The sequence below is a fragment of the Bacillus sp. NSP9.1 genome (genome assembly GCF_000465465.2).
GTDB classification, from domain to species: Bacteria; Bacillota; Bacilli; order Bacillales; family Bacillaceae; genus Bacillus; species Bacillus sonorensis_A.
In genome coordinates this window covers 1,308,125-1,320,583 of sequence record NZ_CP048273.1, presented here as the reverse complement: position 1 = coordinate 1,320,583, position 12,459 = coordinate 1,308,125, and the positions used below count along the sequence as shown (strand labels likewise).

11 protein-coding genes and 1 pseudogene are annotated in these 12,459 nt (G+C 39.7%); 5 read left to right on the top strand and 7 right to left on the bottom strand.

Annotated features, from left to right (window positions below):
- The first annotated feature begins 10 nt into the window (after positions 1-10).
- Positions 11-346 (top strand): winged helix-turn-helix transcriptional regulator, encoded by a 336-nt coding sequence (locus tag M654_RS06810; RefSeq protein WP_026586174.1) that lies wholly within the window; start codon positions 11-13, stop codon positions 344-346.
- Positions 347-515: 169 nt separating this feature from the next.
- Here M654_RS06810 and M654_RS06805 read toward each other — a convergent pair.
- Positions 516-938, bottom strand: a pseudogene (locus M654_RS06805) (GNAT family N-acetyltransferase); the annotation flags it as partial.
- 4 nt (positions 939-942) lie between these two features.
- On the opposite strand from M654_RS06805, the gene M654_RS24190 reads away from it, so the two are divergent.
- Positions 943-1,176 carry a hypothetical protein gene (locus M654_RS24190; RefSeq protein ID WP_328700241.1) on the top strand — a complete coding sequence of 78 codons (234 nt, stop codon included), beginning with the start codon at positions 943-945 and terminating at the stop codon, positions 1,174-1,176.
- Here M654_RS24190 and M654_RS06795 read toward each other — a convergent pair.
- The 6 genes from M654_RS06795 to M654_RS06770 all read right to left on the bottom strand — a co-directional run bounded on the left by M654_RS06795 (position 1,081) and on the right by M654_RS06770 (position 9,609).
- Positions 1,081-1,989, bottom strand: a complete 909-nt coding sequence (locus M654_RS06795; RefSeq protein ID WP_026586173.1) for a glycine betaine ABC transporter substrate-binding protein — start codon at positions 1,987-1,989, stop codon at positions 1,081-1,083. The two genes, M654_RS24190 and M654_RS06795, sit on opposite strands and share 96 nt — an antisense overlap.
- Before the next feature lie 31 nt (positions 1,990-2,020).
- Positions 2,021-2,875: an ABC transporter permease gene (locus tag M654_RS06790; protein WP_026586172.1), complete on the bottom strand. Its 855-nt coding sequence runs from the start codon at positions 2,873-2,875 to the stop codon at positions 2,021-2,023.
- Positions 2,872-4,131 carry a quaternary amine ABC transporter ATP-binding protein gene (locus M654_RS06785; RefSeq protein WP_026586171.1) on the bottom strand — a complete coding sequence of 420 codons (1,260 nt, stop codon included), beginning with the start codon at positions 4,129-4,131 and terminating at the stop codon, positions 2,872-2,874. The genes M654_RS06790 and M654_RS06785 overlap by 4 nt, the downstream gene beginning before the upstream one ends.
- A gap of 665 nt (positions 4,132-4,796) precedes the next feature.
- Positions 4,797-5,945, bottom strand: coding sequence for an aromatic ring-hydroxylating oxygenase subunit alpha (locus M654_RS06780; protein ID WP_026586168.1), 1,149 nt, complete (start codon positions 5,943-5,945; stop codon positions 4,797-4,799).
- A gap of 56 nt (positions 5,946-6,001) precedes the next feature.
- Positions 6,002-7,165: an N-methyl-L-tryptophan oxidase gene (gene solA / locus M654_RS06775; protein WP_026586167.1), complete on the bottom strand. Its 1,164-nt coding sequence runs from the start codon at positions 7,163-7,165 to the stop codon at positions 6,002-6,004.
- A gap of 2 nt (positions 7,166-7,167) precedes the next feature.
- Positions 7,168-9,609, bottom strand: coding sequence for a GcvT family protein (locus M654_RS06770; RefSeq protein ID WP_035427963.1), 2,442 nt, complete (start codon positions 9,607-9,609; stop codon positions 7,168-7,170).
- A gap of 355 nt (positions 9,610-9,964) precedes the next feature.
- Here M654_RS06770 and hxlA point away from each other — a divergent pair, with 355 nt between their 5' ends.
- The 3 genes from hxlA to M654_RS06755 all read left to right on the top strand — a co-directional run bounded on the left by hxlA (position 9,965) and on the right by M654_RS06755 (position 12,419).
- A complete protein-coding gene (gene hxlA, locus M654_RS06765) occupies positions 9,965-10,606 on the top strand; it encodes a 3-hexulose-6-phosphate synthase (protein ID WP_026586166.1) in 642 nt (213 codons plus the stop codon).
- 16 nt (positions 10,607-10,622) lie between these two features.
- Positions 10,623-11,180, top strand: coding sequence for a 6-phospho-3-hexuloisomerase (gene hxlB, locus M654_RS06760; protein ID WP_026586165.1), 558 nt, complete (start codon positions 10,623-10,625; stop codon positions 11,178-11,180).
- Positions 11,181-11,423: 243 nt separating this feature from the next.
- Positions 11,424-12,419, top strand: coding sequence for an NAD(P)/FAD-dependent oxidoreductase (locus M654_RS06755; RefSeq protein WP_026586164.1), 996 nt, complete (start codon positions 11,424-11,426; stop codon positions 12,417-12,419).
- Positions 12,420-12,459: the final 40 nt, after the last annotated feature.

Genomic DNA, 12,459 nt, shown 5'->3' with positions numbered 1-12,459 from the left:
AGGGGAATCAATGGGTCATCTTTGTAATAAGACGTTTAACTGTGAAAAGGAATTAACACTCGCTGTCATTGGCGGAAAATGGAAAATGCTGATTTTATGGCATCTAGGCAAAGAGGGAACAAAGCGCTTTAACGAGCTAAAATCTCTCATTCCGAGTATCACTCAAAGAATGCTTGTCAACCAGTTGAGAGAATTAGAAGAAGACCTTATTATTCATCGCGAAGTATATCCTGTTGTACCGCCTAAAGTAGAATACTCACTGACTGAACAAGGAAAAACCCTAATGCCCATTCTCGAATCAATGTATCAATGGGGTAAAAACTACATGGAAACCAATGAACTTTGAGAAGAAAAAACGAATTTATCCAAAATACATGAGCTAAGTTAAAAGTTGGCCAAACACTTCGTGAAGAAACTTCAACAAGCCGTCTTTCATGGTTGCAGATTTTATCTGTTAGTCATCCTGTCCTCATTCACTTAATCGTTCCACGCAATCCTTCTTAGCTGTTTAGATTCTGTACGAAAGCTTCTAGGTAATTCTCTGGCGTCATTTCCTTTGCTTTTTTGTGATATCCTGGCATTCTTCCACCACCTAAAAGCCGTTTCAGTTGCTTATGTATAACAACGTCATACATGGATGACATCAGCCATTTTCCCAAACGTACGCCAATATCAACAACATAGAGCGTACTGCCATTTGGGCTATGGTTTCGTATATCCATTATCTGCAATTTATTCCCATGTATGTTCAGGAACAAAGCGGTTATGGAGCCCGCAATTTCTCCATTAACCTCTATACACAAAGCTCCTTCGGAAAACAAAGTGACATCTTTTTCAACTGCTCTGTTTTCCACCATCATTCAGACGGGGAAAGGAGGTGGAAAACTTTCTTTCTGAATGTGAATTAAGCCAGGAAAGTCTTTTTCTTCATAATTTTTAGATGTGCGCCCTTGGAACTTAACAGGAAAAGCAGCAGAGAAATTATTAGATGAAGCGGGTATTACCGTCAAAAAAAACACGATTCCATACGATCGTGAAAAGTCCGTTTGTCACAAGGGGATTCGTATGGGATCAGCGCTGTTACTCCACCCAAGCTTTTGCCACACTTCTATTCTCAGAAATCCATTTTTTTACGCCTTCTGCTTCAATTGTGGCATTTTTTATTTCAGATTCTAGCTTCGCTAACTGATTTGAGGTAATTGTAAACTCGCCAAGCCATTTAGCGACTTCAGGGTAATCTGCTGAGAATTCTTTACGGCTAACCGCTTGAAGCTCTTCAGCTCCGTTTGGATTCATCAGTTTTTTAGGGTCGTCTAAATAACGCAGATTGTATTTTTCGAAAGCCCAGTGAGGGCGCCATAATGTAACAACAATCGGTTCTTTATTCGACACAGCTTTGTCCAGTTCTGCCAACATAGCTGGTGTACTGCTTCCAACTAAAGTCCAATCATTTAATCTATAACCAAGTAATGCTTTTCTACTGACGCCCATTAAACCACCCCCGGGTTCAATCCCGATGATTTTTCCTTTTAATTTATTCTTATAGTTCTTTAAATCTTCTATTGATTGCACATCTATATAGTCTGGTACCGCTAATCCGTTGTCCGCTTGTTCATACCACGTTCCCAGCACTTCCAAATCATCACCAAACTTATCCATATATGAGGCATGGGTAGACGGCATCCAAACATCTAAAAATAGATCAACATTTCCTTGGGCCATTCCAGAGAAGATAGGGGCGACATCTGCCTGAACAGCTTTAACCTTGTATCCTTTTGTCTCTAACAACTCTTTCCATAAAAAAGTGACAGCTACATCTTCATCCCATGGTATATATCCAATCGTTATTTCCTTTTCCTTATTTTCCTCTTCATTTGACTTACCCTGCTCCGTTTCTGGACTCCCCGTACTACTGCTCCTACAGGCCGTTACGAACACCATCATTAATATGATTGTAATTATAATGAAAAGGCTTTTTGTTTGTTTCAATGAACTATCACTCCTATCCGTTTTGTTTTTCCTATTGAATGCCCCTTTTTTTCTGAGAAGCAAGATGTGTCATTCGATCCAAAATAATTGCGATAATCACAACAGAAATACCTCCAATAAACCCTAATCCAACATTTAGCATACTAATACTTCTTAATACCTCTGCTCCTAAACCACCTGCTCCGACCATTGATGAAATAACGATCATGGAAAGAGACAACATAATGACTTGATTTACACCGGACATAATCATTGGCAAAGCTAAGGGTAACTGCACTTTGATTAACTTTTGCCATTCTGTTGCTCCAAATGCTTCGGCTGCTTCCACAGTCGTTTGCGGAACTTGTTGAAGACCTAATAACGTTAAACGTACAGCCGGAGGCATCGCAAAGATACAAGTAGCAATTAGAGCTGTTGCGTTCCCTAACCCGAACAGGAGGACAGCGGGTATTAAATAAACGAAAGCTGGCATTGTTTGCATAATATCGAGCGCAGGATTGACCACCGCTCTCACCCATTCAAAACGATAGGATAAAATACCTAACGGAACACCGAAGAGAAGAGAAATCATGGTAGAGGCTAAAACGAGAGACAATGTAAGCATAGATGCCTCCCATAAATTTAAGCTTATAATGAGGAGCAATCCTAAACCTGTAAAAACAGCTGTTTTCCAGTTCGTTAACCAGCCGGCAAGCGCCACCAGAATGATGACCATTACTAACGGAGAAGGGGTCGTTAATAGCCATTCAAGCCCCCCAATTACACTTGTCATAATGTCATTTATGACATTAAATAGCCCAGAAAAACGATTTGTCACAAAATCCACTAAATAATTAGCCCATTGATCTAGTGGAATACGAGGTATAATCGAAGAAGGTATAGTCATCTTTGTACCCCCTCCATTTGATAAGATTCAAAATTTTTCTCCTCATCCCCTTGAATTTGCTCAGTTAAACTCGCAATCAGTGTATTTTGTGTGATCATTCCTTCTAAACGATTTTGATGATCGACAACCGCTACTGGAAGATCGTTGTTTATAAATAGAGGAAGAGTTTCTCTTAAAGGGACATCCGGATGAACATGATGCATTTGATTATCCACTTTTCCTATTAAATTTTGTTTATGAAACTCAACCAGTTCTGCTACTTCGTCAATATTTAAAATTCCTAATAAATGGCGCCGTCTATCTAGGACAAAAATGTTTGATCGTTTGTTCGTTTTCATTCTCCGTAATACCACTTGCGGTGATTCGTTTTCATATGCAACAACTTCAACAGGTGTCATGGCGCTTTTTGTCAGGCGAATTTTGCTGTAATCTACATCTTGTACAAGCTGTTTTACATAATCGGTTGCAGGCAGGCTCAAAATCTCTTCAGCTGTTCCAAGCTGTACAATTTCCCCATCCTTCATCACTGCCGCACGATGCCCCAAAGTAAGTGCTTCATCTAAATCATGAGTCACAAAAATAACGGTTTTTTGAATTTCTCCTTGAATATCAAGAAACAGCTTTTGCATCTCTCGCCGAATAAGAGGATCCAGAGCTGAGAAAGGTTCGTCCATTAGTAAGATTTCTTGGTTAGAAGCAAGCGCTCTTGCTAAGCCGACACGTTGCTGCATACCTCCTGACAATTCATAAATGCGCTTATACGCCTGACCGTTCAATCCTACCAGCTCAAGCGCATCTTTCCCTTTCTTCTCTCTCACATTTGCAGGCACACCTTGCAGTTCCAAACCAAACGTAACATTATCAATCACTGTCCGATTTGGTAAGAGCCCGACATTTTGGAAGACCATACCGATTTTATTTCGTCTTACTTGCTGAAGCTGCCTGTTAGACATATGTGCAATATCGTCATTTTCAAGAAACACCATGCCTTCTGTTGGTTCGATAAGTCCATTTAAACATCTAAGCAATGTGGATTTTCCACTGCCAGACAGTCCAATTAACACAAATATTTCTCCCTTTTTCACTTCAAAATTAGCATCGAATATGGCAACCGTTGTTTTTGTTTCTTGTTCGACTTCATGCTTGCTTTGTCCTAACTTTCGCAGTTCAAGTGCTTGTTCCTTTTGACGCCCAAATACTTTTGACACATTGGTGATACGAATGATGGGTTCCGAAAATCTGGATTCGCGTTCCATGTTCACTCTCCTCTCTTATACATAGCCTCTGTCTTATGTTTATTGCTACGTTTATCGGTAAATTTGTTTAAAGCACTTGTCTCAATCAGAGTCATATTTCTGGTCTCTGGGGCCATCACTAACGAAATCAGAAACCAAGAAAAAAACAGGCCTGAACAAACATACAAAGTTAATTAACCAAGATCATGGAAAACAAAAATGTATTCAGAGAAGCACCAATTCGACTCATGCCTCTAACAATTCATTTGGGTAAAATCCATTGGTGGATATTCATACTGGTGTTAAAAATACCGTAAATCTCCAATAGCGTAATGGTGAAGGTGAATGACAGCTGCCATTTGGACATTACCCCTAATATTATTGAAATAATTACATATACTAGAAAGGACAAAATCAGCACCGGTTTACTTCCAAATTTATCCATTGGATATTAATCCTACTAAATAAAAGAGGGTAGAGCCGAGATACTCCCTGTTTCCCTCCGCAAAGGCAGGAGCCACTTGTAGCGTCCAAAATAGGGCGATTAAGAAGGTCCATTTGCCATACCCATTTTTAAACATGTCCATGGCCTCGAAGGACTCGGAGAGGACACATCTTTTTAAAAAAAGGTTTGACACGTATAGCTTTCGTCCATCTATAGCGTCCATCGTGTCAAACCGGATTGATTATTCGGCTTTCATGCCTATTGACTCTAAGACAGCATTGTAAAATTTGGAAACATGTTGTTCAATCGGTACTAAAATTCCGCCATTCTTGTATGATCTTGATCCCATGTTTTCTTGACACCACTCACAAGCTTCAAAATCTTGCATATTGACACGATGGAACAATTCAACAGCATCTGTTGGATCAAAATCCGGCTTCTCAATTTCTTCCGGTTCAAATAACCATTCACAAATAACTTTCGATTTCTCCGGACTAATTGGAAGGATACGATGAATAATGACATGATCCGGTGTTAAGTTAATGAATACGAGTGGAAGAATCGTTATGCCATAATATAAACGATCATCTTCTGGAAGTAATCCTCTTAACATCACCCTGCTGCCTTTGCCGCTTATTGAGAAAGCTTCCAGCTCATCATTAAATTTGGCTGCTCCACTGACTTTATTTTGTGTACCAATGCCTGAACGGAATTCCGGAAGAGCCGCTGTTAATTCAGGATGAATAGAAGAGCAATGATAACATTCTTGGAAATTTTCCACGATGAGTTTCCAATTTGCCGCTACCTCGTACTCTTTACGATGAGCGACTTTTAAATTTTGTATTTGATATCGACTAAATGTAGCAAGCTCGCCAAAACGTTCCAATATTTGTGTATCTAATTGTTGTTCGACCGGCAGTGGATTTTCCGATAGGTTCAGCCAAAGCATTCCATGCCATACTTGGAGATGCACCGGCTCTAAACCATAGTTTTCATTGTTAACTAACTCTTCACGGCACTCAGTTGTATTAGGAACTCCAAGCAGGGAACCATCAAGACCATAGCTCCAAGAATGATATGGACAGCGAATAATTCCCGTTTTGCCACAAGGTTTATTGCAAAGTGTCGCTCCACGATGGCGGCATACATTTAAGAACGCACGGAGAACATTGTCTTTTCCTCTGATAATTAAAATATTTTCGTTCTGCACCTTTGTTGTAATATAATGACCCGGCTTTTCTACCTCATATTCAAAGCCAACGAAAATCCATTCTTTAGTGAAAATACGCTCTTTTTCTAGTTCAAAGATTTCCGGAGATGTATACAGATCTCCTTTTAATGTGGGCTTTAATTTCCCTGAATCTCTTACTGTTATCTGATTCATTTCCATCTTCTTTTCCTCCTTTATCCACTTGGAAAGATTTAAATAGAGCACCTATGGCTGATTCACTTAATAACTTCCTGATCAACAAAACGTTGTGGACTGAATAAATCAATTGGATGATTAGTTTTTCCATTGATAGATAAATCCGCTAAAATCTCTCCAATTACACTCGCAAATTTAAATCCATGTCCGGAAAATCCAGCTGCTACTACCACTTGCGGATAATCTAAAAGAGTGGAAATCACAAAATGTTCATCTGGTGTATTGGTATACATACATGTTTTTCCTTGTAAAAAACGACCATTTAACTGTGGAAGGCCTTGGGCAAGATACTCTCTAATCATTGCAACTTCATCGTCATACACAATGCGATCAATGGTTTCAGGTGTACAAGGTTTTCCCTTGCGAAAGAAAGCGACTTTTGCTCCTTCAGCACCTAATCCGGAAGAAGGAAAACCATATAACTGCACATTATCAGCTGCTTCCCATACATAAATCGGGTGCTTCCCAACACGGAAAGGCTCTATTCCTTCTGTCGGTTCAAAGAACATTTGAATATGACGTTCGACTTGTAAGTTTACAGCTAAGTCCCTCAATAAATTGGGTGCCCAAGCCCCAGCTGAAATAATTATTTTTCCGGCTTCATATGTTCCATTATTTGTAACAACACATACGCCTTCACCAGAAGGATGAGCTTCCCATGATTGAACAGTTTCAAAGAATCGGAGTTCAGCACCATGCTTCTCCGCTTGAAGAAGATGAATATACACGCTTAGTTCCGGCCGAACAAACCCAGCCTTTTCTTCATATAATGCAATTGTGTTAGATGAAGGGGTAAAAACCGGGAAACGTCTGTTTATATCATTCGCTTCCAGAATCTCGTATGAAAGATTCCACTGTTTGGAACTTTCAATACTGCCGGATACCGTTAAACTGTCAGGGGCCCCCATCATTAATCCCCCTGTAATAGTGAGAATTTCCTCTCCGCTTTCCCGTTCAATCTCATCCCATAATTCGTAGGCACGAAGTAATAAAGGAACATAAGCAGGATCTTCAAAATAAGATTGTCGAATGATTCGTGAACCACCATGACTTGATCCTTGGTCATGTGCTGGACCAAACTGTTCAAGTCCAAGCACCCGTTGACCTCTCTTTGCTAATTGGTATAAAGCTGTACTCCCCATTCCTCCTAAACCGATCACTATGACATCGTAATTGTTGGACATGTCTATACCTCCTGTTTTTGAGAAACTGTGACAGATTGTGCCAGGATTTTCGCACTGTGCCTCTGTCCAAAGTATTCAATACTTAATGCATAACCTTCTTTTACAACTTCAGGTAATAGCCACGCATATACAACCCCTTTACCAAGACTGTATGCATATCCAGCGCTCGTCACAAAGCCAACTGTCTTTCCTGCATGAAATACTGGTTCATGCCCCATCACAACCATTGACGGATCATCCAACACTAACGCAGCTAACAACAGCTTGGGCCCCTTTGCCTTACGGTCAAGCAATGTATCTTTTCCAATGAAGGCTGGTTTATTAAGGTCAACCATATGATTTAGTCCCGCTTCATATGGATCATGTTCACTCCAAAAGTCTTTCCCGCTTCTTGACGAAAATGATTCGATTCGAAGATTTTCAAGTGCACGGTCTCCTGCGGCAATAAGCTGATGTGGGCGTCCCGCATCAAACAATAAATCCCATAATTGTAATCCTTGATCGAAAGCAGTGAATAATTCCCACCCTTCTGTACCGACATATGAATCATAAACAGCTAACACCGGAACATTTGCAATAAACAGTTCCTTTGCTTTCCCAAGTATCCATCCTTCTGATGTAAAGGTCTCAGAAACAAAAGGTTGCATAATTTCTATTGCCTTAGGCCCTATTACACCGAGGCTGCATATCCCTGCCGTTAAATCTTGGATAACAACTCGGCTGGAAGCTTGTAATTGTTTATTCATCCAACTCGCTTCAACAGCTCCCGTACAAAGAACAAGGAAGGACGAAACCGCTGTACGAATCACTCTTATTCGATCTTTTATTCCGGCTAATTCATGGAGCATCAATGTATCCGTTACATGTCCAACTGGAATATCGATATTATTTGTTGTTAATTGTTGTAAAAACTCTAGTGCCCCTTCACCGCTGATCCCAAGCCGTTTTTTGGTAGCCGTCATATCATAAAGCCCAGCATATTGTCTGGTATGCAGCTGTTCAGCTTCAATAATTGGTGACCAATACTGAGCTGCCCATCCATCTCGTTTCAAGATGTCCCTTTCATATTTTGCAACAAGCGAATCGTTTGCTTCATACCATTGCGGCTGCTCCCATCCAGATCGTTCATTAACATAAGCACCTAATGTTTTTTGACGCATATAATATGGACTTACACGCATATCACGCGATGTTTCCGGCGGCATAAATGGATGATGGATATCATATACTTTTTCATATTGTTCAATGGAACGCTTTTTAAAATAAGCGGGGCTTTGTGCATATGTGTCAAAACGATTAATATCACATAACTCCAGATCAAGGTTTGGCGCTCCATTTACAATCCACTCAGCCATCGCTTTCCCAACACCAGCAGAATGGGTCACCCATATAGCTTCTGCCACCCAAAACCCACGTACTTTTTGTGATTCTCCCAGCAGTGGCATTCCATCAGGTGTAAAGGAGAATATACCGTTTATTCCTTTTTTCATGCCTGTTTGTTTTAATGCAGGAATAAGTTTAAGGGCATCATGCCATGGTTTTTCGAAGTCTTCAGGTGTAAATTGCTTTACAGATGGCATTTCTTTCGCTTCGCCATACTTGGTAATCTCACTAAGCTCGACAGGCAATGGACGATGCTGATAAGAACCGATACCTAAACGATTGAATACTTGACGGAAATATATGGAATCATCTTGTTGGCGGATAAGCGGTGCGGTTGCTTCTTCTTTTTCATCAGCCAGTTCTTGCAAATCATTGGTAATCACATATTGATGTGCCATTGGTTGCAGAGGAATAGTGACTCCCGCCATTTCTCCAATGCGTGGTCCCCAGAATCCAGCACAGCAAATAATTAAGTCAGCTTCAAATCTTCCAGCACTTGTTTCAACTGCTTTTACTTGACCATCCACAATGTCGATGCCTGTTACTTCTGTGTGACCATAAAACCTAGCACCTAGAGATTTTGTGAATTCTGCCATTTTATCAATAACACGAAGCGGTTTAGCAACTCCATCTGACGGTACATATAGTCCTCCACAAATGTTATCAGCATTAATTAGCGAGCATTTTTTTGCACATTCCTCGGGTGAAAGGATCACTGCCTCGATTCCCCATGATGCTCCCACACCTGCTTTTCGTTTCAAATCTTCTAAACGCTCAGGTGTAGTTGCAATTTCTAGACTCCCTACCGAATAGAAAGAAGGTTGTCCCTCAGCACTTAAATCCTTAAAAGTCTCCACTGTTTGAGAGGCCAAAGCAGTCAATACTTTAGAAAAACTAAGTTGAAACACAAGCCCTGGTGCATGAGAGGTTGATCCCCCTGTTTCAAACAACGGCCCTTGCTCAATGACTGTAATGTTTTGTTGCCCCATTTTGCTTAAGTAGTAGGCAGTACTGCATCCAACAATACCGGCACCAATGATGACAATTTTCTTTTGTTTCATAACTCTTCATCTCACTCCCTTGTAAAACAAAGTCGTAATATTACGATTGGGATCAATTATAATTTCAATTTTTGGAATATTAAAAATATTTTGCGAGAAAATCTAACCCATATTTTTCAAAAGGAATTTTTCAAAACGTTCGGAAACGGCCCTTCATAGTTGTTTTTATAACAAAAATACACCACAACTGCTTTCAATTCCCGATGATTTTATGTAATACCAACTTGAGTTACTTTCCCTTCCTTTTTCAATAAGTGTGTTATTTGTAACTATATGCTTTATAAGTGCGTACTTTTTTTTTGAAAATTACCACTTAGACTAAAATTACACCAAATAAATAAGGAGTGAAGATTGGATGGAACTTCAATTAGCATTGGATCTTGTTAATATTCCTGAAGCAAAAAAAGTGGTAAAAGAGGTTCAAGAACACATTGATATCGTTGAAATCGGTACACCCGTGGTAATTAATGAAGGCCTCAGAGCCGTAAAAGAGATGAAGGAGGAATTTCCTTCACTAAGGGTATTGGCTGATCTTAAAATTATGGATGCTGGTGCATATGAAGTCATGAAAGCTTCAGAAGCAGGCGCTGATATTATTACCGTCCTTGGAGCAACAGACAATGCGACAATCAAGGGAGCTGTGGAAGAGGCTAAAAAACAGGGAACACAAATCCTAGTTGACATGATTAATGTAAAAGACCTTGAACAACGCGCGAAAGATGTTGACGCACTGGGAGTAGACTATATTTGCGTCCACACAGGTTATGACCTTCAAGCAGAGGGAGAAAATCCTTTTGAACAGCTTCAAACGATTAAGCGTGTCGTAAACAATGCGAAAACTGCAGTTGCGGGGGGAATTAAGTTAGCCACACTTCCGGAAGTAGTGCAATCACAACCCGACCTTGTTATTGTAGGCGGAGGCATTACAGGCAGCGAAGATAAAAAAGCCGTGGCGGGACAAATGCAAACCTTAATTAAACGAAAAACTTTTGCATAGGAAGGTTACAACTATTATGCAGACAACCCAATACGTTAATAAAATTATCGAAGAACTAAACCGTTCTGCTGATTTAATATCCACTGAAGAAGCTGAAAAGCTGGTGGATTATATCCTCGAAGCAAAGAAGGTTCTTGTAGCTGGAGCGGGGCGTTCCGGATTTATGGCTAAGTCTTTTGCCATGCGGATGATGCACATGGGCTTAGACGCCTATGTTGTAGGCGAAACCGTTACTCCTAACCTGGAGAAGAAGGATATTTTGATTATCGGTTCCGGATCTGGAGAAACAAAGAGTCTGGTATCCATGGCTGAAAAAGCGAAAAAATTGGAAGCAACAGTAGCACTTGTCACAATATTTCCTGATTCCACTATTGGAAAAACAGCCGATGTTTCTATTAAATTAGCGGCTCAATCCAAAACTGAAACAGACAGTGAATATAAAACAATACAGCCAATGGGATCCCTATTCGAGCAAACTCTCTTATTATTCTTTGATGCTGTTATATTAAAGGTTATGGAGAAAAAAGGGATGAATTCGAAAACAATGTTTAGCAGACATGCCAATCTGGAGTAGAATCAAAAGCTCTTAATCTTGGACTTAATAGAACATTCAATGCATAAATGTAAGAAGCCGATCTTTTACTCTTTTTACAGAAAGAAAGTCCTTCCACTCTAACGGCTTTTTTAACGAACAGGATTTCCACGAAACTGCACACTTTGGAGGCTTGGGCAGTTTTAGGTAAATATTGAATTCTATTAATATTTCTAATCGAAATCTTATGAGGAATTATGGAGAGTGATTTTGGAGGCTTTAATGATGAAACAAGATAAGATGATCTATGATATTACAATTATTGGTGGAGGTCCTGTTGGCCTATTTGCTTCTTTCTATGGAGGTATGCGAAATTCATCCGTAAAAATAATTGAAAGTTTACCTCAGCTTGGCGGACAGCTCTCTACCCTTTATCCAGAAAAATATATTTATGATGTAGCCGGATTTCCTAAAATTCGGGCAAAAGATTTGATCAAAAGCTTAAAAGAACAGATGGGGCAGTTTAATCCAAAAATTTGTTTACAACAAACAGTGAAAGACCTTGATATTAAGGAAGACGGAACGATTAAACTCACCACTGATATAGAAGAGCATTTAACAAGAACAGTTATTATCACAGCAGGAATTGGAGCTTTTAACGCTAGAAAAATAGAGCTTGAAGGTGCAGAAAAGTATGAGAATAAAAACATCCATTATTTCATCGATGACGTGGAGAAATTTCGTAATAAGAAAGTAATGATTTGTGGAGGGGGAGATTCTGCTATTGATTGGGCGCTTATGCTTGAACCAATTGCAGAGAAAGTCATTCTCGTTCACCGCAGGGAGAAATTCAGAGCACATGAACACAGTGTTACCCAATTACATTCTTCAAATGTTACTTTAAAAACCCCTTATGTTCCAGTTGAATTAGTTGGAAACGATAATAGGATTAACAAAGTAATTTTAGAAGGGGGGATAGTAGGCACTGAAGAAGCCATTGAGGTTGATGAAATAATTATTAACTATGGTTTTGTATCTTCTCTTGGTTCTATTAAGAATTGGGGTTTAGAAATTGAAAAAAATTCGATTGTTGTCAATTCCAAGATGGAAACTAATATCCCAGGAGTGTATGCTGCCGGAGACATTTGTACATTTGACGGAAAAGTGAAATTGATTGCGACTGGTCTTGGAGAGGCACCTACTGCTGTAAATAATGCTAAATCCTATTTAGATCCAAAAGCAAAAGTTCAGCCGCTTCATAGCACTTCTGTATTTGCTTAATAATGAGAAGAAATCGATAAAAGTTTCTGGTAACAAAACC

Coding starts and splice junctions, on each gene's coding strand:
- M654_RS06810 (WP_026586174.1), top strand. CDS start 11: ATGGGTCATCTTTGTAATAAGACGTTTAACTGTGAAAAGGAATTAACA.
- M654_RS06790 (WP_026586172.1), bottom strand. CDS start 2,875: ATGACTATACCTTCTTCGATTATACCTCGTATTCCACTAGATCAATGG.
- M654_RS06785 (WP_026586171.1), bottom strand. CDS start 4,131: ATGGAACGCGAATCCAGATTTTCGGAACCCATCATTCGTATCACCAAT.
- M654_RS06780 (WP_026586168.1), bottom strand. CDS start 5,945: ATGGAAATGAATCAGATAACAGTAAGAGATTCAGGGAAATTAAAGCCC.
- solA (WP_026586167.1), bottom strand. CDS start 7,165: ATGTCCAACAATTACGATGTCATAGTGATCGGTTTAGGAGGAATGGGG.
- M654_RS06770 (WP_035427963.1), bottom strand. CDS start 9,609: ATGAAACAAAAGAAAATTGTCATCATTGGTGCCGGTATTGTTGGATGC.
- hxlA (WP_026586166.1), top strand. CDS start 9,965: ATGGAACTTCAATTAGCATTGGATCTTGTTAATATTCCTGAAGCAAAA.
- hxlB (WP_026586165.1), top strand. CDS start 10,623: ATGCAGACAACCCAATACGTTAATAAAATTATCGAAGAACTAAACCGT.
- M654_RS06755 (WP_026586164.1), top strand. CDS start 11,424: ATGAAACAAGATAAGATGATCTATGATATTACAATTATTGGTGGAGGT.